This window comes from Magnetospirillum sp. XM-1, assembly GCF_001511835.1.
Taxonomy (GTDB): Bacteria; Pseudomonadota; Alphaproteobacteria; order Rhodospirillales; family Magnetospirillaceae; genus Phaeospirillum.
In genome coordinates, this window is record NZ_LN997848.1 from 1409285 (window position 1) to 1432346 (window position 23062).

Here is a 23062-nt window from a genome sequence, read left to right on the forward strand (position 1 = left end):
AATCCCCCGCACCCACGCGAGGGCATTCCGCCCGGCCCGTGCGCGCCAAGGTCAGCCTGAACCTATATCATTACCTGAGAATCAGGCGTCCGCATAGGGGCTTACGGGGCGTCAACGGCCTCTGAATGACTATTTTTTTGTGCTGCACTGCGGTGATCGGGGCGAATCAGCCGGTACAACCCCATGCTGATCCCGACGACGATGACGCCGGAAAAGGCGACGTCGGAAATGAAGTGCCCGCCTTGGGCGATGCGCACCAGTCCCATGGCGGCGCCGAAGGCGAAGGCGGCGGCCATGGCGGCACGACGGCGGCCGGGCGGGGCCAGCAGGGCCAGCGACACCGTCCAGAAGCCCAGCGCCGCATGGCCCGAGGGAAACGAGCAATTGTCCTCGCACTGGTCCGACATGGCCAGGGCCGGTGTATAGCGGCGGTCCGGCTGGTAGCCGGCATTGAACTCGGTGATGGTCGAGGGCCGCGCCCGTCCCCAATTGTCCTTGAGGATCATATTGACCACCAGGCCGGGGCCGAGCGCCAGGGAGGCCACCACCAGCAGCGCCATGGGTGGGCGGATGCCGGCCACCGGACGCCTGAGCAGCAAGGAGACGGCTCCGGCCAGGCCGATCAATCCGGCGGCGGCGAACAGGAAGATGGGCAGCGTCTTGCGGGCGAATTCCCCCAGGGGGTGAACCCGGAAGGGAAAGCTGCGGGTCGTCGCATCGAAGAACAGGGCCGAGACGCCGATGTCGATGCGTGGAAACAGCACCAGGGGCACCAGGGCGGCAATTGCCCAGGTCCAGGGGTTGCGCAGCAGGCCAGGCGCCATCAACCGTCCTCGAGGTGGAACAGCCCCGACAATCCGATCAGGCCGGCGAACGCCGGCGGCGTCCAGGCCGCCAGGGTCTGCGGCAGGGTCGCCGACAGGCCCAGGGCGTAGATCACCTTGGAGAAGAAGTAGACGGCGAAGCCGGCCGCCACGCCGGCGCCGATGCGGGCCAGCAATCCGCCCGACCTGGTGTTGGGGCGCAGCGAGAAGACCGCCGCCATCAGCACCATGCCGCAATACAGCACCGGCGAGGCCAGCAGCGACTGCATGTAGAGGCGATGCTTGTTGGCGGTGAAGCCGGCCCGCTCGAAGAACCGGATGAATCCCGGCAATTGCCAGAAGGACAGGGTTTCCGGCGCGGCGAAATTATCGTGGATGCGCGACAGCGTCAGCTGGGTGGGAATGCGCAGCTGCTCGAGGAAGACCGAGGGCTTGCCGCCTTCCATCACCCAGGCGCGCCGCACCTCGAAGGTGCCGTCCACCAGCGAGGCGCTCTCGGCGGCGATGCGCTGGTGGAAGTGGTCGGGGCGGTCGTACAGGAAGAACTGGGCGTCCTTGATGTGCAGGACGAGGCCTTCCTGGCGCACGGATTCGGAATAGACCACCATCTCGCCGTCGTTATGGGGCTCGCGCAGCCACAACCCGCCCTCGGACAGGTCGAAGGCGCTGGGCCTGTTGGCCAGCAGCTCGTCCTGCAGGCGCTCGTAGCGGCCGTACATGGCCGCCGCCATGGGGTTGAAGACGGTGATCTCGAATACGCCGAAGATGCCGGCGACGAACAGAACCGGCGTGATGAACTGCCAGGCCGAGATGCCGGCGGCGCGGGCCACCACCAGTTCGTGGGTGCGGGTCAGGCGCCAGAAGCACACCATGGCGCCGATCATCACCGCGAAGGGCAGCACCGTGTGCAGCATCTGCGGCAGCTTGAAGAACGCCATCAGCAGGATGGGGGCGATGCCCAGATCGGGGCGGGCGGCGGCGCGGCGGATCAGCTCGATGACGTCGAACAGCAAGATGATCCCCAGAATCACCATCAGCACCGTGGCGAAAGCCGAGGCGAACTGACGCCCGATATAGCCGCTCATGATGGGGGATAGACGCATGGTGCCGGAAATTCGATGCCGTTCGATGAAAGCCGAGTATAGAGGTTTCTCACCTCCCCGTGTCATAAACCTTTTCAAGCAGACAGCAAGGAAACGAGGCGATGGTCACGCTGACGCGCATCTATACCCGGACGGGCGACAAGGGCAAGACCTCACTGGGCAATGGTGCCAGGGTGGGCAAACACGATCTCAGGGTCGAGGCCTACGGCACCGTGGACGAGGCCAATGCGGTGATCGGGTTGGCCCGCCTGCATGCCGGTCCCGAAATGATGGGCCTCTTGGAGCTGCTGCAGAACGATCTGTTCGACCTGGGGGCCGACCTGTGTACGCCGGCCGCCGCCGACGAGGCCGAGGGCACGCGCCTGCGCGTCGTCCAGTCCCAGGTGGACCGGCTGGAGGCGGAGATCGATGCGGCCAATGAGAAGCTGGCGCCGCTCACGTCCTTCATCCTGCCCGCCGGCTCGCCGCTGGCCGCCCACCTGCACCACGCCCGCACCGTGGTGCGCCGCGCCGAACGCCTGATGGTCGCCCTGGCCGAGGCCGAGGCGGTCAATCCCGCCGCCATCATCTACGCCAACCGTCTGTCGGACCTGCTGTTTGTCCTGGCCCGCCTCGCCAACGGCAATGGCGCCGCCGACGTCCTTTGGGTGCCGGGGGGTGCGCGTTGACAACCCTAACCTCTCGTCATATTGTGCGATGCAATAGCAAATTCCGCCCGGCGATGCCGATTTATCCGCACTCCGGATTAGAGGATTGAAAGACAAATGAAAGTCCTGGTCGCGATCAAGCGGGTGATCGACTACAACGTGAAGATCCGGGTGAAGTCGGATGGTTCGGGTGTCGAGACCCAGAACGTCAAGTTCTCCATGAATCCGTTCGACGAGATCGCGGTCGAGGAAGCCGTGCGCCTCAAGGAAGCCGGCAAGGCGACCGAGGTGGTGGTGGTGTCCGTCGGCCCGGCGGCGGCGTCGGAGACGCTGCGCACCGCGCTGGCCATGGGCGCCGACCGGGGCATCCTGGTCCAGACCGATGACGAGGTTCAGCCCCTGGGCGTCGCCAAGGTCCTGAAGGCCCTGGTGGACAAGGAGGCCCCCGGCCTGATCATCCTGGGCAAGCAGGCCATCGACGACGACAGCAATCAGGTGGGCCAGATGCTGGCCGCGCTCTTGGGCCGTCCCCAGGGCACCTTCGCCAGCAAGGTGGAGATCGTGGGCGAGTCCATCACGGTGACCCGCGAGATCGACGGCGGCCTGGAGACGGTGAGCCTGAAGCTGCCGGCGGTGGTGACCACCGACCTGCGCCTCAACGAGCCGCGCTACGCTTCGCTGCCCAACATCATGAAGGCCAAGAAGAAGCCCATCGACACGGTTTCCCCGGCCGACCTGGGCGTCGACGTGGCGCCCCGGCTGGTGACCCTTTCGGTGGCCGAGCCGCCCAAGCGCTCCGCCGGCATCAAGGTGGCCGACGTGGCCGCCCTGGTGGACAAGCTCAAGAACGAAGCCAAGGTGATCTGATCATGACCGTTCTCGTCATTGCCGAGCACGAGGGCGGCGCTCTCAAGGCCGCCACGCTGAACACCGTCTCCGCCGCGTCGAAGATCGGCGGCGACATCCATGTGCTGGTGGCCGGGTCGGGCATCGGCGCCGTGGCCGAGGCCGCGTCCAAGATCGCCGGAATCGCCAAGGTGCTGGCCGCCGACGCGCCGCTTTACGCCAACGCCCTGGCCGAGCCCCTGGCCGCCCTGGTGGTGAGCCTCGCCGGCGGTTACAGCCACATTCTGGCCCCCGCCACCACGGGCGGCAAGAACGTGGCGCCCCGCGTCGCGGCGCTGCTCGACGTGGCCCAGATCTCCGAGATCACCGGGGTGGTGTCGGCCGACAGCTTCGTGCGTCCCATCTATGCCGGCAACGCGCTGGCCACCGTGCAGTCCAAGGATGCCGTCAAGGTGATCACCGTGCGCGGCACCGGCTTCGAGGCCGCCAAGGCCGAAGGTGGTTCCGCTGCGGTCGAGGCGGTTGCTTCCGCCGCCGATCCGGCCCTGTCCGCCTACGTGGGCAGCCAGCTGTCCAAGTCCGAGCGGCCCGAGCTGACTGCGGCCCGCATCATCATCTCGGGCGGTCGCGGCATGCAGTCGGGCGACAACTTCCACCTGCTGGAAGCCGTGGCCGACCGCTTGGGCGCCGCGGTCGGTGCCAGCCGCGCCGCCGTGGACGCCGGGTTTGTCCCCAACGACTTCCAGGTGGGCCAGACCGGCAAGATCGTCGCCCCCGACCTCTACATCGCCGTCGGCATCTCGGGCGCCATCCAGCACCTGGCCGGCATGAAGGATTCCAAGGTCATCGTCGCCATCAACAAGGACGAAGAGGCTCCCATCTTCCAGGTCGCCGATTACGGCCTGGTCGCCGACCTCTTCAAGGTCCTGCCTGAACTGGCCGCCGAGCTGAACAAGTAACCATCAATCAACCTGCCCAACGGCAAACGCCCTACCATCCGGGAGCCTACAATGACTGCTATCAAGAAGATCGGTATCATCGGCGCGGGCCAGATGGGCAATGGTATCGCCCATGTCTGCGCCGCCGCCGGCTTTGACGTGATCCTGCTGGACATCAACGAAGAGGCCCTGAAGAAGGGTCTTGGCACCATCACCAAGAACCTGGACCGCGCCCTGGCCAAGGGCAAGCTGACCGAGGCCGACAAGGCCGCCACGCTCGGCCGCATCAAGCCGACCACCGCCTATGCCGATTTCTCGGACAGCGATCTGGTCATCGAGGCCGCCACCGAGGACGAGAAGATCAAGCGGGCCATCTTCGCCCAGCTCTGCCCGGTGCTGAAGCCCGAGGCCCACATCGCGTCCAACACCTCGTCGCTGTCCATCACCCGCCTGGGTGCCGCCACCGACCGCCCCGCCAAGTTCATGGGCATGCACTTCATGAACCCGGTGCCGGTCATGCAGCTGGTCGAGCTGATCCGCGGCATCGCCACCAGCGAGGAGACCTTCTCCCTGGTGCGCGAGATGACCTTGAAGCTGGGCAAGAAGCCGGTTTCGGCCGAAGACTTCCCCGCCTTCATCGTCAACCGCATCCTGCTGCCCATGATCAACGAGGCGGTCTACACCCTGTACGAAGGCGTCGGCTCGGTGACCTGCATCGACACCGCCATGAAGCTGGGCGCCAACCACCCCATGGGCCCGCTGGAACTGGCCGACTTCATCGGCCTGGACACCTGTCTGGCGGTGATGCAGGTGCTGCATGACGGCCTGGCCGACACCAAGTACCGCCCCTGCCCGCTGCTGGTGAAGTATGTCGAGGCCGGCTGGCTGGGCCGCAAGACCGGCCGCGGCTTCTACGACTACACCGGCGAGACCCCGGTTCCGACCCGCTAAGCGGTCCTTATCCGGACAAGATCAAGGGCGGGAGGCCAAGGCTTCCCGCCCTTTTTGTTAGGCATGACCAAAAAAGAGCGGGCCGTTTCCGGCCCGCTCCGCATCGCTTCCATTCGGTCCTATTTGGCGCGGGGGCAGCGGTCGCCATAACCGTAACCGCAGCCATACCCTTTGCCATGCCATCCGTGGTGACGCCAATGGTCGCCGCGCCAGGTATAGGCGTAGGGATTGGCGATCTGCGGCTTGATCACGGCCACCGCAGAGGCGGGCAGGGGGGCCTTGGCCAGGGCGGGGAGACCGTCGGCGGGGCTGGAGAAGGGAACCACCGTCACCGTCAGGTAGCGGCCGTCCTTGAAGGCATCCGTCCGGGCGTAGGTCTTGGTGTTGTAGACCACCACACCCTCGTTGGCGGTCCAGCCGCTGTGCGGGACGGCGGTGAGCAGGGCGGCGTTGAAGCGGCGCTGCCAGACGTCGGTGACGTAGACGATCTCCTCCTGGGCATTGGTGGGCCGATAGCGGCTGCCCAGATGGTTGATGATATCCGGCGAGTAGTTGGGCACCATGCCGTGGGCCTCGTCGGTGACCGTCACCTCCAGATCCTGGCCGCCGGCGTCCTTCAGCGCAGCGCTGATCAGCGGCACGTCGGTGACGAAGTCGGAGGTGATCACCGACTTGTAAAGGGTCTGGTTGACGGTTTCGACCACCGGTCGGGTGCGGGGATCGAAGGCATTGGCCACCGGCTCCAGCACCTGCAGGCTCTTCTCCGCCTTGTTGTAGACGGCGATGGTGCCGACCAGGGTGGTCAGGTCGTTCTGGTAGGAAATGGCGGCGGCATTGAAGCGCAGCTCGCCGGGAGGAACCAGGTTGGTGGGCTTGGCCTCGCTGGCGTAATAGATGCCCGAGCATCCGCCCAGAGCGGGCATCAGGCAGGCGACCATCGCGGCGATACGGGATGTCTTCATCATGTTTGCTCCCACAGTCGTATGCGGCCGGGCGCTGGTCCGACCCCTTGGGGGCCGGTGCGCCGGCAGCCGGGTCGATCAGAAGTCGAAGAGAATCTCGACGCGACGGGCCCGCCCGTCATGGCCGGGTCCCCATCCGCCGCCGGGCGCGCTTTCCACCGCTGCGGCCGAGCCGCCCAGCCGGCCGATCTCGGCAGCCACCGCCTGGGCCCGTTCGCGGGCAAGACGGGTGTTGGTCGCCGCTGATCCGGTGCTGTCGGTGAAGCCGATGACCCGAACGGACTTGGGCTTCAGATCCTTCTGGGCGGCCACGACCGCCTTCAGGCGCTCGATGTCGTGGGTGCCCAGCCGGCTGGAGCCGGGAGTGAAGAAGACAACATAGGCGTTGTGGCCCCAATTGCCCCAGCCATGGCCGTAGCCGGCACGGTCGCCGTAGGCATAACCGCCGTAGCCGTAGCCGCGGGACCAGGGCGTTCCAGACAAGGCGATTTCGACGCGGCGGTTCTTGGCCTCGCCTTTATTGTCGGGGGTGGCGACGGCAAGGCCGCCCTCGCCCAGGGCTGCTTCGGAAATCATTCCGGGCGGGACGCCTTCCTTGGCCAAGGCGCCGGCGACCGCGTCGGCACGGTGCCGGGCCAGCCGCATATTGGCTTCGGCGGTGCCGACCGTGTCTGTATGGCCGGTCACCGAAACCATGGGAGCATGGAACTGCGCCTGGGCGGCGGCGGCTTCCTTCACCGTCTGCAGGGCCTGGGACGACAGCTTGGCCGACCCCGAGTCGAAGGCGACCGAGAACGAGCGGCGCACCTCGGCGGCCATGGCGTTGGTGGGGGCCGGCTTCTTCAGCATCGGCTCATGGGCCAGGAAGGTGGTGCGGCAGGGGGCGGCGGCATTGCCTTCTGCCTCCTGCTCCAGCCAGCAATCGAAGGCCACCTGGGCCTTGGCGGCGGCGGCGGGAACCCGCTCGGTGGCCCCGGAGGCAAGATACGACACCAGACGGCCGCGGGCCGCGCCCAGTTCCGGCTGGCGTGGGCCGGGAATCGGCCGCAGGGTCAGTTCATCCGGCTGAACCACTTCGCCGGCCGCAACGCGCAAGGCCTTGCGGGCCGTCAGTGAGGCGTCGCGCCATTCCACTTCGGGGACGGCCTGCTGCAGCGTGTAGGCCTTATATTCCTGAAAGAGGGCCTGGGTGAAGGGAGTGCCCGCAGGCGTGGGGGAGGCCAGGACCTTGTAAACGTCGGAGACGTCCGCAGGGGTGGCGCAGGCGGCCAAGGCCGCGGCGGCGCCCAAGCCTGCCCAGCGTGTGATCTTCTTCATGTCTCACTCCTCGTTTCATCGATGGCAGCGACATCATTAAGTTCGGCTGGGCGTGGATCGGCGGAGTTTCTCAAAGTAGTTTCTGACAATTTAGAGCGTCGAACGCTAAATCGGAGACGGGCTGTCACCCTCAGCCTAAAACAAAGAGTCTTTCTGGCGCCTATGGCAACCGCCCGAGGCCGAAAGATACTTCGCCGTGCTTTGCATGACAGCGCATTTCATATTTGAGGTTCGCCGCTCTAGGGCGATCTTGAAAAAGACTGAGTCTAGGCGCCGATGGCAACAGACACCACGGGCAGCCCGTCAAAATTTTGACCGCCTCCCCATCCAGCAGTATTTAGAATATTTTAAGATATTGATTCCGGCTAGCCAAATTTGTCGAGGAGAGGGTATCGCCGGGGCGGCCGCTCCTCGCATGGCCCAGAGAATTGCAGGGGGGCGAACACAAAGGCCCGCCCCTCCCGCGCGGGAGGGGGGCGAGGCGGACTTTCGAATTCAAGGCCCGGTTATGACCACATCAAGGCTGGTTCAGCCCGCCGCCCCGTGGCAGTGCTTGTACTTCTTGCCCGATCCGCAGGGGCAGGGCGCGTTGCGCGGCGTCGAGGACCAAGTGGTGGAATCGTTGGGGTCCACGGCGGTGTTGCGCTGGGCGAAGGCCACCGAGGCGGCCTCGCCGCCCGAGAAGGCGGGATCCTCGCGGCTTTCCCGGGTGCGGGCGGGGCGCTGGGGCGTCAGGGCCTGCTCGGCTTCCTCGTCGTTGGAGAAGCGCAGCTGGACGTGAGCCAGGATCGAGGTGACGCGCTCGCGCAGGTCCAGCAGCATCTGCTCGAACATGTTGAACGCTTCGCGCTTGTACTCGTTCAAGGGGTCGCGCTGGGCGTAGGCGCGCAAGGAGATGCCCTGGCGCAGGTGGTCGAGCTGGAGCAGGTGTTCCTTCCACGCCTGGTCGAGGATCTGCAGCAGCATGCTCTTTTCGACCATGCGCATGGTGTCGGGGCCGTATTCCGCCGCCTTGGCCGCCGCCTTGCGGTCGGCGTGGTCGGTGATGCGGGTGCGGATCTCCTGGTCGGCGATGCCTTCTTCCTTGGCCCAATCGGCGATGGGCAGGTCCAGGTTGAAGACGCGCAGCACTTCCTCGTGCAGCGCCGCCACGTCCCACTGGTCGGCATAGGCGCGCTCGGGGATGCAGCGGGCGACCATCTCGGCGATGACCTCGTGGCGGAAGGCGACGATCTCTTCCGAGACGTCGTCGGCGCTCATCAGGTCCTTGCGCTGTTCGTAGATGACCTTGCGCTGGTCGTTCATCACGTCGTCGAACTTCAGCAGGTTCTTGCGGATGTCGAAGTTGCGGGCCTCGACCTTCTGCTGGGCCTTTTCCAGGGCCTTGTTGATCCAGGGATGGACGATGGCCTCGCCGTCCTTCAGCCCGAGCTTCTGCAGCATGCCGTCCATGCGCTGCGAGCCGAAGATGCGCATCAAATCGTCTTCCAGCGACAGGAAGAACTTCGACGCGCCCGGATCGCCCTGGCGGCCCGAACGGCCGCGCAGCTGGTTGTCGATGCGGCGGGATTCGTGGCGTTCCGAGCCGACCACGTAGAGGCCGCCGGCTTCGCGCACCTTCTGCTTGTTGGCCTCGATCTCGGCCTTCAGGCCCTCGATGCGCTTGGCGCGCTCGGCCGGATCGGTGATCTCGGACAGCTCCATCCTGGTGCGCATGTCCAGATTGCCGCCCAGCTGGATGTCGGTGCCGCGGCCCGCCATGTTGGTGGCGATGGTCACGCCGCCGGGCACGCCGGCCTGGGCGACGATATAGGCTTCCTGCTCGTGGTAGCGGGCGTTCAGCACCTGGTGCGGAATCTTCTTCTTCTTCAGCATGTCCGACAGCAGCTCGGACTTCTCGATGGAGGTGGTGCCCACCAGCACCGGCTGCATGCGGGTGCGGCAATCCTCGATCAGGGTGACGATGGCCTCGTACTTCTCGCGCGCGGTGCGATAGACCTCGTCGTCGTGGTCCTTGCGGCTGACGGACAGATTGGTGGGAATCTCCACCACTTCGAGGTTGTAGATCTCGGCGAACTCGCCGGCCTCGGTCATGGCGGTGCCGGTCATGCCGGCCAGCTTGGGATACAGGCGGAAGTAATTCTGGAAGGTGATCGAGGCCAGGGTCTGGTTCTCGTTCTGGATGGTGACGCCTTCCTTGGCCTCCAGCGCCTGGTGCAGGCCCTCGGAATAGCGGCGGCCTTCCATCATGCGGCCGGTGAACTCGTCGATGATGACGACCTTGTCGTTCTTGACGATGTAGTCCACGTCGCGGGTGAACAGCTTGTGGGCGCGCAGAGCCTGGTTGACGTGATGGACCAGGGAGACGTTACCGATGTCGTACAGCGTGCCCTTCATCAGGTCGGCGGCGCGCAGCATCTCTTCCACGTGTTCGGTGCCGCGGTCGGTGAGCGTCACGGCGCGCACCTTCTCGTCCTTCTCGAAATCCTCGGGCACCAGGGACGGCATCAGCTTGTCGACCAGCCGGTAGAGTTCGGAATTGTCCTCGGTGGGGCCCGAGATGATCAGCGGCGTGCGCGCCTCGTCCACCAGGATCGAGTCGACCTCGTCGACGATGGCGTAGTTGAAGGGCCGCTGGACCATTTCCTCCAGGCGGAACTTCATGTTGTCGCGCAGATAGTCGAAGCCCAGCTCGTTGTTGGTGCCGTAGGTCACGTCGCAGGCATAGGCCTGCTGGCGCTCGAGGTCGTCCAGGCCGTGGGTGATGACGCCGACGGTGAGGCCGAGGAAACGGTAGATCTGGCCCATCCACTCGGAATCGCGGGCAGCCAGGTAATCGTTGACGGTGACCACGTGCACGCCCTTGGCCGAGAGCGCGTTGAGGTAGACCGGAAGCGTGGCCACCAGGGTCTTGCCTTCACCGGTGCGCATCTCGGAGATGCGGCCCTGGTGCAGGACCATGCCGCCCAGCAGCTGGACGTCGAAATGGCGCTGGCCCAGCGTGCGCTTGGCGGCTTCCCTGACCGTGGCGAAGGCTTCGACCAACAGGTCGTCCAACTCGACGCCGTTCTCGAGGCGCTGGCGGAACTCGGCGGTCTTGGCCTTCAGTTCGTCGTCGGAAAGCTTCTCGAAGGCCGGCTCCAAGGCGTTGATCGCCTCGACATGCTTTTTCAGCGGCTTGAGAACTCGGTCGTTGGCGGTTCCGAAGATCCGCCGGGCAAGGGCGCCGAACATGAAGCTTCCCCAAGGTAAGAGAGCAGGCCCGCAGAAGGGGCCAATCGCGACCGGCAAGAGATAGAGGCCGGCCCGCGATCTGTCAATGTTGCGGGCCGGTTTGGAGTCGAAGGAATGCCGGTTTTCAGGCCGCCCGGCGCAACGCGTCGGCCATTTCCTCCAGCAGGGCGAGGACTTGGTGCGACGTGTCGTTCAGCAGGTCCACCTCGGCCATGGCGGCTTCCACCTCGCCCCGGGCATGCAGTTCCAGCGCCCGCTTGCCGTGGGCGTGGACCGCCTGGTGGGGTTCCTTCAGGCGGGCATAGGCGGACAGGCCGGTCAGCCGCTCGTCCTTCAAGGTGTCGTACCACTTGCCCAGGCGGCAGGTGTGGTGGTCGGCCAGCTTGTCGGGTGTAAGCTCGTTGCGGCCCATGATGCGGTCGATGATGGAACGCTTGAAGCGGATATGGTCGTTCTTGGCCACCTGCAGCAGGGATTCGGCGGTGCCCAGCTTGGCGAAATCCTCGGCGCGGCGGTCCAGAACGCCCGCCGCCTCGGTCATGGCCCCCAGCACCTGGGCGATTTCCTCCAGATTGTGCTCGGAGAGATTGGCGATCTCGCCGGTGGCGGCCGAAACCTCGGCCGCCGCGGCGTTCTGCTGGCTGAGAATGCCGGCGATGTCGTGCATGCGCCGGGTCACCCCGTCGATGCGCCCGGCGATGGATTCCAGCCCGCCGGTCACCTGGCCCACGGCGGCCATGCCGTCGTTGGCGGCGCCGCGCGAGCGTTCCATGGACTGGCGGGCGCCGTCCATGTCGCTGACCAGGGCCTCGATGCGCGAGCGGATGTCGATGGTGGCCTTGGCGGTCTGGTTGGCCAGGGTCTTGACCTCGCCCGCAACCACGGCGAAGCCTTTTCCGGCCTCTCCCGCCCTGGCCGCCTCGATGGTGGCGTTCAAGGCCAGCAGGTTGGTCTGGCCGGCGATGTCCTCGATCTGGTTGGTGATGGCGGCGATCTGGTCCGAGGCCCCGGACAGGGCCTCGATCTTGGCGCCCACATCGGACACCGCCTGCAGCAGCCCGTCCATGGCCTGGCGGGCGGTGGCGGTGGCGGCGACGCCCTCCTGGGCGGCGGCTTCGGCGTCCGAGGCCTCGCCGGCGGCGATCTCCGAGGATTGCGAGATGGTGTTGACCGAGGCCACCAGCTGTTCGATGGCGCTGGCGATGGACTGGCTCTGCTCCGAGGCGCGGCGGACCGAACCCGACATGCGGGCCAGCACCACGCCGGCCTCGTTGCTCTGCATGGCGGCCTCGACGATGCCTTCCAACTGCAGCTGCATGCCATCCTTGAGGGATCTCTGCCCCCGTTCCAGTTCCGTCAGGCTCTTCTGCTGGGCGGCCTCCAGCTCGGCGGTGCGCTCCACCTCCTTTTGCACCACATGGACGGCGCGGGCCATGTGGCCGATTTCGTCGTTGCGCTCCCGGCCGGGGATGTCGACCTGGAAATCGCGCCGGGCGATGCGGTCCATGGCGGCGCTCATGGCCAGCACCGGGCCGGTGATGGAGTGGCTGAGCAGGATGCCCAGGATCACCGCCACGACGGCGGCCCCCAGGATGGTGCCGATCATGGTCCGGCGGGCATCGGACAGCTGGGCGGCGTAGTGGGAGGCGTCCATGGCGATCTCGGCCACGCCCAGCGGCTTGCCACCGTAATCCTTGACGGCGCGGCCCAGCACGGCGACGCGGCCGCCCTTGTCGTTCTCCACGGCCTTGATCACGTCCCGGCCGCCCAGGGCGGCGGCGATCTCGGCCGGGGAAAGCGCCGAGGTGGCGATGGTGCCGGCGAAGACCTTGAACTCGTCCTTGGCCTTGACGTGCAGCGCCACGTCGACGCCGAACGCCTTCTTGAAGTCGGCGAAGAAGGGCTGGCCGAAGGACAGGCCGAACTCCACCGATCCCACGTGGCGGCCCTCGTCGAACAGCGGCATCAGCCCGCGCACCCCCAGTCCGGCCACGCCGTATTCCAGGCCGTGGGTGGGCTTTTGCGTGGCGTTGGTCTCCACCACGGTCTGGCGGATGGCCGACAGGTCGTCGCCGAATTTGGCGGGCGCGTGGACGCGCAGGAACGAGGTGGCGGGCGGCGTATGGAACTGGAACTGCTCGATTCCGAAGGGGGCGGCGATGGCCTTGAAGGCGGGAACCATCTGGGCGGCCAGGGCGTCGCGGCCGCCGGTGGCGACCAGATGGGCGATGCCGGGCAGGTTGGCCACCAGGGCGGCCATGGCCCGGGCCTGATCGGCCGAGCCGCCGATGGCGTCGGACAATTGCTCGAAGCGGCCCATCAATTCCCGCTGCTCGGCCTGCTCGATCAGCGATACCGCATGGTTGTTGCTGAACCAGCCCAAGGTGGCGGCGGTGCCCACCGACATGGCGACCAGGGCGGCGCCGAAACGCGCGGCAATTCCAAAGGCCATGGATTATCCGTTCCTTCCCCTGAAACGTTGCGTCCGTTCCATGGCGGAGCACAGCTGTCCCGGTGGCCCAGGGTGTCCGTCTCGCACGCCAGGAACGCGTAAGATGTAAAATAAATCCCCCATAAAGGGTGAATATTATTTAATCCAAATGTCTTAATATTAGCAATGGATGATTTGGTCTGACCATTTTCGACCAACCTGCGCTTGGGGCATGGGCGAGGCTGAGTTATAAGAGCCCCACTTCCCCAAGGCCCCTTGGCGGAACTGGTAGACGCAAGCGACTTAAAATCGCTCGCCTTCGGGCGTGCCGGTTCGATTCCGGCAGGGGCCACCAAAGCATGGGACTCGGTCGGGGAATTGGGCTTCTCGGCGATGGAAGAGGGATCGGCAATGACTGACGAGGCCTGGGACGACGAAGTGAGCCGGCGTCTTGTCGCCCTCGAAAGCCGGCTTTCCCACCATGAGGTCATGGCGGAGGACTTGTCCGAAGTGGTGGCGCAGCAGGGGCAGACCATCGACACTCTCACGGCCGAGATTCGCCGTCTGCGCGCTCGCCTTGCCGCGGCGGAGGCCGGTTATGCGCCTTCGCAGCAAGACGAGAAGCCTCCGCCGCACTATTAACCTTTATTGGGGGTGCCGATGATCGGAAACGACGGAAAGCCGGTAACGCGCGATCAGATCCGCGCGGCCATCGCCACGTACAATTCGGGCAGTCGCGGTTCCAAGGAATTCGCGGCCATTCCCCGCGCCCTGGTCACCATCCTCGACAATCTCGCGGTGGGCAAGACCGCCTACGTCAAGGGCGGCGACGGGCAGCTTCAGATCACGCGCCGGAAAGATAAGTCCATCGCCGCTGCCTAATACCAAGTTGCACTGATCGGAACCGATCAGCGCATCGCCCTCAATCGCCAGGCGCCGCCTGTGGCGGCTTGGCTCCCGCCGCATAAGCGGCGCGGCCCTTTGGGCCTATCCAAATAGCGACGAGTCACGCTCATCGTAATTCGACCTAAGGCTTGGCGGAGGCCCGCTCCAGCCAGGCGGCCAGGTCGTCGGTGATGTGGTGGACGTGGGCGAGGTCGCCCGTGTCCTGGCCCAGCACCTCGGTGTCGGGGTGGCCGTCCTCCCTGACCCACAGCGTGGTCATGCCGATGGCGGCGGCGGGACGCAGGTTGCGGTGGATGTCCTCGACCATCAGAGCGGCCTTGGGGTCGACGGCGTGGCGGTCGATCATCAGCTGGTAGCATTCGGGCTGGGGCTTGGGGATGAAGCGCGCCGCCCGAATGTCGAAGATGCCTTCGAAATGTCGGGTCAGCCCCAGCCGGGCCAGCACGTTCTCGGCGTGGCGCTCGGAGCCGTTGGTGAAGATCAGCTTGCGCCCTTGAAGTCCGGCCAGGGCGGCGTCGAGGCGGGGCGCGGCGTCCAGCACGGTGCAGTCGATGTCGTGGACGAAGGCCAGGAACGCGTCGGGCTCGATCTTGTGCATCAGCATCAGGCCGCGCAGCGTGGTGCCGAATTCGCGGTAGTAGCGCTTCTGCAGGGCGAAGGCGTCGTCCAGCGACAGGTGCAGGCGCTCGGCGATGAAGCGGCGCATGCGCACGTCGATCTGGGGGAACAGGCTGGACGACGCCGGATAGAGCGTGTTGTCCAGGTCGAAGACCCAGGTTTCGATGCGCGACAGATCGGGAAAATCCTTGTCCATGGGCAAGAGGTAGCGCGCTCCGCTCTCCAAGGCAAGCCACCCCCTTTAGGGGATCGTTAAGCGCCCATACCTATGGTAAGGAGGATGGGCGGCAAGAAGAGTTGGGGCACGACCAGATGAGTGCAGCGGGCGACGTGCCGAAAGGAAAATCACCGCAACGGGGGCGTTCCGGCGTGGCCCTGGGGGCGGATGGGCTGAATGCCCTGCCCGGTCCGGCGGTGCTGCTCGGCCGCGACGGCGCCATCGTCACCGCCAACGGACGGGGCGAGGCCCTGGCCCAGGCGGTGGCCCAGGACCGGCTGGCCTGTCTGTCGGCCCTGCTGGCCCAGCCCGGCGCCACCTCGGTGGAGAGCCTGCCGCTGGCCACTGGCGGCACCCTGATCCTCGATCTGGTCTCCATTCCGGCCGATGACGGCCAGATCATCCTGTTCGGACGCGACGTGACGCTGGAGCGCAACCTGCGGGCCGCCCTGGTGGAATCGCGCCAGCGCTACAAGGATCTGGTGGAGATTTCCAGCGACTTCGCCTGGGAGACCGGGGCGGACGGCCGCTTCGTCTTCGTCAGCCCCAAGGGCGCGCTGGGCTTTGCCGCCGACGAGCTGGTGGGGCGGCGCCCCGCCGAGTTCGTGCTGCAGGAGGAGGACACCCACGGCCCCGGACCGTTCGAGGCGCTGTCGCCCGTCGAGGACATCGAGGTGTGGATGCGCCAAAGCGACGGCCAGCCGCTCTGCCTGCTGGCGTCGTCCACCCCCATCCGCGGCGATGGCGGCGAGTGGCGCGGCGCGCGCGGCGTCTGCCGCGACGTGACCCAGGAACGCCTGCGCGACGCGGCGCTGTCGCGCGCCAACAACCGCGAGCGGCTGCTCAGTTACATCGTGCGCACCATCAGGGACGAGGTGGATCCCGCCGACATGCTGAAGGCGGCGGCCGAGGCCACCGCCCGGGCGCTGGGCGCCACCGGCTGCCAGATCTTCCGCATCCAGTCCGACGATTCCGATTTCGCGCTGTCGGCCGATTACGGCCAGTTCGGCGACGCGAAGGCGGTGCTCGACACCTTCGAATCCACCGACCACTACGATTCCGATCTGGGCGAGTGGCGGGTTCTGGCCAGCGTGTGCCGCTACCGCCATTCCATCAACGGCGCGGTGCTGCTGTGGCGGCAGATGAGCCGCGCCGCCTGGAGCGACGACGACCGCCTGCTGATCGACGACGTGGCCAACCAGGTGGGACTGGCCGCCGAGCAGATCACCAACCACGAGCGCATGGTCAAGCTGTCGCGCACCGACGGGCTGACCGGCCTGTTCAACCGCCGCGCCTTCTTCGAGGAGATCGCCCGGCGCTTCCACCGCCTGAAGCGAGAGGGCCGCCCCGCCGCCCTGATCTACGTGGACCTGGACAATTTCAAGGCGGTCAACGACGTCCACGGCCACCAGACCGGCGACGAGGCGCTGCTGGCGGTGCGCGACCTGATGCTGCAGCACACCCGGCCCATCGATCTGGTGGCGCGTCTGGGCGGCGACGAATTCGCCATCTGGCTGGAAGCCGCCGAGGAGCGCATCGCCGTCAAGCGCTGCCAGGACCTGCTGGAGGCCGCCAAGGATCTGGACCGCTTCTCCGGCGGACCGGACAAGCCCCTGGGCTGCTCGCTGGGCGTGGCGGTGCATGCGGGCGGCGAAAAGGAAACCATCGAGGAATTGATCGCGCGGGCCGACAAGGCCATGTATCAGGTCAAGCGCACCGGCAAGGGCGCCTGGCACATCGCGCCGCCTTTCGGCGCTTCGCATGTCGTGCCGCCCTCCGGCGGCGGGAAGGGGGACGCGTGAGCGGAGGGTTTCTCAAGCGGCTGTTCGGCGGCGGCGGACGCAAGGGGCCGCTGGACTACGAACAGGCGAAGCAGCTTGCCGCCCACCCCGATTCCAAGGTCCGCGCCGAGGTGGCCGGCCGTGACGACGTCAAGGCCGAGATCCTCTACTTCCTGGCCGAGGATACCGACGCCGAGGTGCGCCGCCAGGTGGCGGCCAATCCCCACGCCCCGGCCCAGGCCAACCTGCTGCTCGCCACCGATGCCGACGACGCGGTGCGCGGCGACCTGGCCGCCAAGATCGCCCGCGTGGCCCCCGGCCTGTCGGCGCACGAGCAGGACCGCCTGCGCCGCATGACCTTCGAATCCCTGGAGATGCTGGCCCGCGACCAGATCCCCAAGGTGCGCCAGATTCTGGCCGAGGCACTCCAGGACGTGGCCGGCGCGCCGCCCGACGTCATCCGCCGTCTGGCCCGTGACGCCGAACTGGTGGTGGCCGGGCCGGTGCTGCAATTCTCGCCGGTGCTGACCGACGACGACCTGTTGGAGATCATCGGCGCCGGCCCCATTCCCGGCGCCCTGGCCTGCATCTCGCGGCGCTCGGTGGTCAACGTCAAGGTGGCCGACGCCATCGCCGCCACCGACGACGTGGACGCCATCGCCGTGCTGCTGGGCAACCCTTCCGCCCAGATCCGCGAAGAGACCCTGGACCGTCTGGCCGACCGCGCCGCCGATATCGAGGCCTGGCACCGGCCCATGGTCGAGCGGCCGCAGCTGTCGGCCCGCACCGCCCAGAAGCTGGCCCGCTTCGTCGCCGCCAACCTGCTGCAGACCCTGGCGGCGCGCAAGGATCTGGACGCCGACGCCGTGGCCGCGGTGGCCGCCGTGGTGTCGCGTCGCATCGACGAGATCGAGGGCGATGCCGGCGCCAAGGGCGAGGCCAAGCGCGACGCCGACGAGGCGGCCGCCCTGCAGCGGGCCCGGGCGCTCCACGCCGCCGGCCAGTTGAACGAGACGGCGGTGGACACCGCCTTGTCCTCCGGCGATCACGCCTTCGTCACCGCCGCCCTGGCGGTGCTGTCGGAACTGCCGCCTAAGGCGGTGCGCAAGGTGGTCTACACCAAGAGCGCCAAGGGCATGGTGGCGGTCACCTGGAAGGCGGGACTATCCGCCGGCTTCGGCACCCAACTGCAGAGCAAGCTGTTGCGCCTTTCGGTCGGCAAGGTGCTCACCCCCATGCAGGGCGACCACCCGCTGTCGGTGGCCGAGATGGAGTGGCAGCTGGAATTCTTCGGGGCGGGCGAGTAAGGGCGTCCCGCGTCAGCGGAACAGCATCTTGGCGATCAGCACGTCGATGGTCTGCTCGCAGCCGGGTTCCTTGCGCACCAGTTCCAGCATGGAGGCCTTGATCATGGGGGCCGGGTTGCCGCTCATGTATTCCTCGTAGGGAATGCCGTTCAGCACCTTGCGCATCTTGTCCGAGATGACCTTCTCGGAGAACTTGGCCTCTTCCGGCACCAGCAGCAGCAGGTCCACGGTGGACAGGTGGAAATTGCCGTAGCCGTCCCACAGCTCGAGCGCAATGGTGGGGATGCGGGCGTAACGCTGGCCCTTGGTGGGAATGGGCAAAGGCGCGCCCTTGCCCTCCTTCTTCTTCTCTTCCTTCTTCTTGTCGTCCTTCTTTTCGGACGCAAGGGCGGATGCGGGCAGGACCAGCAGGGCGGCGAGCAGGGCGCGGCGCTTCATGGCCGGCTAATCCGCGTCATGGGCCAGGATCACCGTGGCCTCGGCCAGTTCGGCGCCCATGGCCCGGATGTTGCCCAACAGGGCGTTGACGATCACCTTGACGCCCTTGGGGGCCTTATCCAGCTGTTCGGACAGGCGCTCCTTGCCGATGATGACGCAGGCGGTCTCCTCCTCGGCCACCGCCGAGGCCATGCGCGGATGGTCGTCGATCAGCGCCATCTCGCCGAAGATACCGCCCTGGGTGACGTCGCCGATCTCGACCCGCTTGCCCTTGACCGTCTTGAACACCGCGACGCGGCCCGATTCCACCACATAGGCGGTGGTGCCCGGCTCGCCCTCGGCGAACACGGTGGCGCCCTTGGGGAAGATGACGCGGCGGGCGGAGTTGTTCATGGGCGGGCCTTTCGCTTCAATCGACGCGGCGGATGGAGAAGTTCTTGGGCACCAGGATCGTGTTCTGCGGCGGCGCGATGCTGTCGAGCGTGGGGAAATCGATGGTGAAGTGCAAGCCCCGGCTTTCGCGCCGGGCCAGGGCCGAGCGGATGATCAGGTCGGCGACCATGGACAGGTTGCGCAGTTCCAGCAGGTCCGAGGTGACGCGGAAGCTGCCGTAATACTCGTCGATCTCGTCCTTAAGCAGCTTGACCCGGTGGCGCGCCCGTTCCAGCCGCTTGGTGGAGCGCACGATGCCCACGTAGTCCCACATGAAGCGGCGCAGTTCGTCCCAGTTGTGGGCGACCACCACCTCTTCGTCGGAATCGGTGACCCAGGTCTCGTCCCACGGCGCGATGTCGGGGATGTCGGAGATTGTGCCGATCCGGGCGGCGATGTCCTTGGCGGCGGCGGCGCCCAGCACCAGGCATTCCAGCAGCGAGTTGGACGCCATGCGGTTGGCGCCGTGCAGGCCGGTGAAGGCCACCTCGCCCACGGCGTAAAGGTTGTCCACGTCGGTGCGGCCCGCAAGATCGGTCAGCACGCCGCCGCAGGTATAATGGGCGGCGGGCACCACCGGCAGCGGTTCCCTGGTCATGTCGATCCCGAACTTCAGCGCCTCGGCATGGACGGTGGGGAAGTGGGCCTTCACGAAATCGGCCGGCTTGTGGCTGATGTCGAGATAGACGCACTCGCAGCCCAGGCGCTTCATCACGTCGTCGATGGCGCGCGCCACGATGTCGCGGGGCGCCAGTTCGCCGCGGGCGTCGTACTCGTCCATGAAGCGGGTGCCGTCGGGGCGCAGCAACAGGCCGCCCTCGCCCCGCACCGCCTCGGTCACCAGGAAGGACTTGGCCTTGGGGTGGTAGAGGCAGGTGGGGTGGAACTGGCTGAATTCCATGTTGGCGACGCGGCAGCCGGCGCGCCAGGCCATGGCGATGCCGTCGCCGGTGGAGCCGTCGGGATTGGAGGAATAGAGGTAGACGCGTGACGCCCCGCCAGTGGCCAGCACCACGTTGCGGGCGGCGAAGCGGTGGACGCGGCCGTCGCGGCGGTCCAGGGCATAGGCGCCGATGCAGCGGCCCTGGCGGCCCTGGGGCAGCTTCTCGCGGATCAGGTCGACGGCGTTGTGGTGCTCGAACAGGTCGGCCCCGCTGGCGCGGATGCGGGCCTCCAGCGCCATCTCCACCGCCTTGCCGGTGGCGTCGGCGGAATGGACGATGCGCCGGTGGGAATGCCCGCCTTCGCGGGTCAGGTGCAGGTCGTCGCCTTCATGATCGAACAGCACGCCGCAATCGATCAGCCAGCGGATGGCCTCGGGCGCGCCCTCGACCACGGCGCGGACCGCCGGCTCGACGCAGATGCCCGCCCCGGCGTTCAGCGTGTCGGCGATGTGGGATTCGGTGGAATCGGCGGCGTCCAGCACGGCGGCGATGCCGCCCTGGGCGTATTTGGTGCTGCCTTCCGACAGGTCGTTCTTGGCCAGCACCGCCACCCTGGCCCCAGGCTTGTGGGCCAGCACGCCCAGCGCCACCGAGAGCCCCGCAGCCCCCGAGCCGATGACCAGCAAATCATAAGGATCGGCGGTGCGCGTCATGTCAGCTCCAGTCCAGCCCGATATCGACGGCAGGCGCCGATTGGGTGATGCGTCCCACCGAGACGAAATCCACGCCGGTCTCGGCGATGGCGCGGATGGTGTCCAGCGTCACGCCCCCCGACGCCTCGGTCTTGGCCCGTCCGGCCACGATGGCGACGGCCTGGCGCAGCACGTCGGGTCCCATGTTGTCCAACAGCACGATGTCGGCCCCGGCGGCCACCGCCTCGGCCACCTGGTCGCACGTGTCGCACTCGGCCTCGATATTGGGCCGCCCGTCGGCCTTGGCGCGGCGCACCGCCTCGCCGATGGAACCGCACACGGCGATGTGGTTGTCCTTGATCAGCACGCCGTCGTAAAGGCCCATGCGGTGGTTCTTCGCCCCGCCGCAGCGCGTGGCGTATTTGGACAGCCGCCGCAGGCCGGGAATGGTCTTTCGGGTGTCGAGCAGGGTGCAGCCGGTGCCCTCGATCCGCTCGGCATACTGACGGGTCAGTGTGGCGATGCCCGACAGCAATTGCAGCAGGTTGAGCGCGGTGCGTTCGGCGGTGAGCAGGCCGCGGGCCGGGCCTTCCATCTCGGCCAGTTTGGCGCCGGCCTCGACCTTGTCGCCGTCCTTGACCATGGCGGTGAAGCGTGCCTCGGGCACCACCAGGCGGAACACCTCCTGGGCCACCGGCATGCCGGCGACCACCATGGTGTGGCGCGCCGCCATGACGCCCTTGAAGCGGAGACTTGCGGGAATCACCGAGGCCGAGGTGATGTCCTCGCCCTCGCCCCCCTTGTCCGCGCCCGTATCCTCGGCCAGCGCCGCCAGGATCACGCGGCGCGCATCATCCCAGTCAACCTCAGGCCGCATTGGTCTTCTCGCCCGACATGGGAACCGACTTGCTCATCTCCAGCATGCGCTCCAGGGGCTTCAGGGCCGCGACGCGCAACTCCTCCGGCACGGTGATGGCGGGGGCGTCGTTCTTCAGGCAGAGATAGATCTTCTCCAGCGTGTTCCTGGCCATGAACGGGCAGTTGGAGCACGAACAGCCGCCATCGGCGCCGGGCGCCGGGATGAAGGTCTTGTCGGGAGCGGCCTTGCTCATCTGGTGGATGATGTGCTGCTCGGTGGCGATGATGAATTCCTTCTCCGGGCTGTTCAGCACGAAGTCGAGGATGTTGCGGGTCGAGCCCACGTGGTCGGCATGCTTCAGGATGGTTTCCGGGCATTCCGGGTGCGCCGCCACCAGCGCCTTGGGGTGGCGGACCTTCAGCTTGACCAGCTCCTTCTCGGAGAACTGCTCGTGGATGATGCAGCTGCCCGGCCACAGCGTCATCTCGCGCCCGGTCTTCTTCTGCATGTAGGCGCCCAGGTGACGGTCGGGGGCGAACAGGATCGGCCGGTCGGCGGGAAGCTGGCGGATGATGGCCTCGGCGTTGGACGAGGTGACGATCACGTCCGACGCCGCCTTCACCTCGGCGGAGCAGTTGATGTAGGTGACCGCGATGTGGTCGGGGTGCTTGGCGCGGAAGGCGCGGAAGGGTTCGGCGCGGCAGGATTCCTCCAGCGAGCAGCCGGCCTCGGCGTCGGGGATCACCACCAGCTTGGACGGCGACAGGATCTTGGCCACCTCGCCCATGAAGCGCACGCCGCAGAACACGATGACGTCGGCGTCGGTGGCCGCCGCCTTGCGCGACAGGTCGAGCGAATCGCCGACGAAGTCCGCCAGGTCCTGAATCTCGCCCTCCTGATAATAATGGGCAAGAATCACAGCATTCCGTTCCTTGCGCAGGCGGTCGATCTCGGCGACAAGATCGAGGGTCGGGTCGATGTCGGCTTCGGTCATGGCGCCGGCGGCGGGCAACACAATGGTATCGGTCATCGGACAGGCTTTCTCCCGGGGGCGGGTTGGTTGGGGAAGTAAAGGACGAATCGACCCGGCAAAGCAACCCTTCACCTACCCTGACAGGCGGTTCTGGCCCCACCAGCGTTGTGTATAGTGGGTTATGACCACCGTGCAATTCACTTGGAACGGCTTCGCGAGCATCATGTAAGCGGGATGACGGATTGGAATTTGCCATGATGACAGCGGAAGGACGGACACCGCAGGCCCGCGACATCGCCGGCCTGCCGCCCCTGGTAGTCGTCATCGAGGACGAGGCCATCGTTCTCGCCGGTTACCAGATGCTGTTCGAAAGCTGGGGCTACCGCGTCATTGCCGCCCAGTCGGCGGACGAGGCCGTCGCCCTGATCGAGGAAGAAGGCGGCGAGGCCCCGGGCTTCATCCTGTCCGATTTCCGTCTGCGCGACGGGCAGACCGGCACCGACGCCATCACCATGCTGCGCCAGAATTTCGGCGCGGGCATTCCCGGCGCCGTGGTCACCGGCGACACCACGGTCACCGGCGAAGGCCTCAAGGAGGCGGAGGCCCAGGGCACCCCGATCCTGCACAAGCCGGTCAACGGCCGCCAGCTTCAGGACATCCTGTCCCGCTCGCTGAGCTGAGCACTCCTTGTCATTCTTCGGC

The 23062-nt window shown here is 66.8% G+C and carries 21 protein-coding genes and 1 tRNA gene; 10 read left to right on the plus strand and 12 right to left on the minus strand.

Going from position 1 to position 23062, the window contains the following annotated elements:
* Positions 1-101: 101 nt before the first annotated feature.
* Together XM1_RS06745 and lptG are read right to left on the minus strand one after the other, a co-directional pair.
* Positions 102-824, minus strand: coding sequence for a phosphatase PAP2 family protein (locus XM1_RS06745; RefSeq protein WP_068431694.1), 723 nt, complete (start codon positions 822-824; stop codon positions 102-104).
* Entirely contained in the window at positions 824-1927 is a 1104-nt protein-coding gene (gene lptG / locus XM1_RS06750) for an LPS export ABC transporter permease LptG (protein WP_068431697.1), read from the minus strand. Before lptG ends, XM1_RS06745 begins: the two co-directional genes overlap by 1 nt.
* A 101-nt stretch (positions 1928-2028) precedes the next feature.
* Here lptG and XM1_RS06755 point away from each other — a divergent pair, with 101 nt between their 5' ends.
* From XM1_RS06755 to XM1_RS06770, 4 genes are all read left to right on the plus strand, one after another.
* Complete coding sequence (locus tag XM1_RS06755) at positions 2029-2595, plus strand: cob(I)yrinic acid a,c-diamide adenosyltransferase (protein WP_068431700.1); 567 nt, start codon at positions 2029-2031, stop codon at positions 2593-2595.
* Between the two features lie 96 nt (positions 2596-2691).
* Positions 2692-3441: an electron transfer flavoprotein subunit beta/FixA family protein gene (locus XM1_RS06760; protein ID WP_068431703.1), complete on the plus strand. Its 750-nt coding sequence runs from the start codon at positions 2692-2694 to the stop codon at positions 3439-3441.
* A 2-nt stretch (positions 3442-3443) separates the two neighbouring features.
* Entirely contained in the window at positions 3444-4379 is a 936-nt protein-coding gene (locus XM1_RS06765) for an electron transfer flavoprotein subunit alpha/FixB family protein (protein ID WP_068431706.1), read from the plus strand.
* A 51-nt stretch (positions 4380-4430) separates the two neighbouring features.
* On the plus strand, positions 4431-5309 hold the full coding sequence (locus XM1_RS06770; RefSeq protein ID WP_068431708.1) for a 3-hydroxybutyryl-CoA dehydrogenase: 879 nt from the start codon (positions 4431-4433) through the stop codon (positions 5307-5309).
* 119 nt (positions 5310-5428) lie between these two features.
* Here the strand turns inward: XM1_RS06770 and XM1_RS06775 are convergent, their stop codons facing one another.
* The 4 genes from XM1_RS06775 to XM1_RS06790 all read right to left on the minus strand — a co-directional run bounded on the left by XM1_RS06775 (position 5429) and on the right by XM1_RS06790 (position 13274).
* Complete coding sequence (locus XM1_RS06775; RefSeq protein ID WP_231920712.1) at positions 5429-6274, minus strand: hypothetical protein; 846 nt, start codon at positions 6272-6274, stop codon at positions 5429-5431.
* Between the two features lie 75 nt (positions 6275-6349).
* A complete protein-coding gene (locus XM1_RS06780) occupies positions 6350-7588 on the minus strand; it encodes an OmpA family protein (RefSeq protein ID WP_068431711.1) in 1239 nt (412 codons plus the stop codon).
* Between the two features lie 528 nt (positions 7589-8116).
* Positions 8117-10822, minus strand: a complete 2706-nt coding sequence (secA, locus tag XM1_RS06785; RefSeq protein ID WP_068431714.1) for a preprotein translocase subunit SecA — start codon at positions 10820-10822, stop codon at positions 8117-8119.
* A 124-nt stretch (positions 10823-10946) separates the two neighbouring features.
* A complete protein-coding gene (locus XM1_RS06790; RefSeq protein WP_068431717.1) occupies positions 10947-13274 on the minus strand; it encodes a cache domain-containing protein in 2328 nt (775 codons plus the stop codon).
* Between the two features lie 249 nt (positions 13275-13523).
* Here XM1_RS06790 and XM1_RS06795 point away from each other — a divergent pair.
* The 3 genes from XM1_RS06795 (at position 13524) to XM1_RS06805 (ending at position 14135) form a co-directional block, all read left to right on the plus strand.
* Positions 13524-13608: transfer RNA gene (locus XM1_RS06795), tRNA-Leu, on the plus strand.
* A gap of 56 nt (positions 13609-13664) precedes the next feature.
* On the plus strand, positions 13665-13895 hold the full coding sequence (locus XM1_RS06800) for a SlyX family protein (protein WP_068431720.1): 231 nt from the start codon (positions 13665-13667) through the stop codon (positions 13893-13895).
* An 18-nt stretch (positions 13896-13913) separates the two neighbouring features.
* On the plus strand, positions 13914-14135 hold the full coding sequence (locus tag XM1_RS06805; protein ID WP_068431723.1) for a hypothetical protein: 222 nt from the start codon (positions 13914-13916) through the stop codon (positions 14133-14135).
* Between the two features lie 145 nt (positions 14136-14280).
* On the opposite strand, the gene XM1_RS06810 is transcribed toward XM1_RS06805, so the two are convergent.
* Positions 14281-14973, minus strand: a complete 693-nt coding sequence (locus XM1_RS06810; RefSeq protein ID WP_068431726.1) for a pyrimidine 5'-nucleotidase — start codon at positions 14971-14973, stop codon at positions 14281-14283.
* Between the two features lie 116 nt (positions 14974-15089).
* Here XM1_RS06810 and XM1_RS06815 point away from each other — a divergent pair, with 116 nt between their 5' ends.
* Together XM1_RS06815 and XM1_RS06820 are read left to right on the plus strand one after the other, a co-directional pair.
* Positions 15090-16796: a diguanylate cyclase gene (locus XM1_RS06815; protein ID WP_068431729.1), complete on the plus strand. Its 1707-nt coding sequence runs from the start codon at positions 15090-15092 to the stop codon at positions 16794-16796.
* Positions 16793-18082, plus strand: a complete 1290-nt coding sequence (locus XM1_RS06820) for a DUF2336 domain-containing protein (RefSeq protein WP_068431733.1) — start codon at positions 16793-16795, stop codon at positions 18080-18082. Before XM1_RS06815 ends, XM1_RS06820 begins: the two co-directional genes overlap by 4 nt.
* A 12-nt stretch (positions 18083-18094) precedes the next feature.
* Here XM1_RS06820 and XM1_RS06825 read toward each other — a convergent pair whose 3' ends face one another.
* Genes XM1_RS06825 through nadA form a run of 5 tightly spaced genes read right to left on the minus strand, consistent with a single transcriptional unit; the run spans position 18095 to position 22417 of the window.
* Entirely contained in the window at positions 18095-18520 is a 426-nt protein-coding gene (locus XM1_RS06825) for a hypothetical protein (RefSeq protein ID WP_068431736.1), read from the minus strand.
* Between the two features lie 6 nt (positions 18521-18526).
* Positions 18527-18913: a Crp/Fnr family transcriptional regulator gene (locus XM1_RS06830; RefSeq protein ID WP_068431739.1), complete on the minus strand. Its 387-nt coding sequence runs from the start codon at positions 18911-18913 to the stop codon at positions 18527-18529.
* A 16-nt stretch (positions 18914-18929) separates the two neighbouring features.
* Positions 18930-20549, minus strand: coding sequence for an L-aspartate oxidase (gene nadB / locus XM1_RS06835; protein WP_068431742.1), 1620 nt, complete (start codon positions 20547-20549; stop codon positions 18930-18932).
* Between the two features lies 1 nt (position 20550).
* Positions 20551-21405 (minus strand): carboxylating nicotinate-nucleotide diphosphorylase, encoded by an 855-nt coding sequence (gene nadC, locus XM1_RS06840; protein ID WP_068431745.1) that lies wholly within the window; start codon positions 21403-21405, stop codon positions 20551-20553.
* Positions 21395-22417, minus strand: a complete 1023-nt coding sequence (gene nadA / locus XM1_RS06845; protein ID WP_197603108.1) for a quinolinate synthase NadA — start codon at positions 22415-22417, stop codon at positions 21395-21397. Before nadA ends, nadC begins: the two co-directional genes overlap by 11 nt.
* A gap of 197 nt (positions 22418-22614) precedes the next feature.
* Between nadA and XM1_RS06850 the strand changes: the two genes are divergently transcribed.
* Positions 22615-23040: a response regulator gene (locus tag XM1_RS06850; protein WP_231920713.1), complete on the plus strand. Its 426-nt coding sequence runs from the start codon at positions 22615-22617 to the stop codon at positions 23038-23040.
* Positions 23041-23062 lie beyond the last annotated feature (22 nt).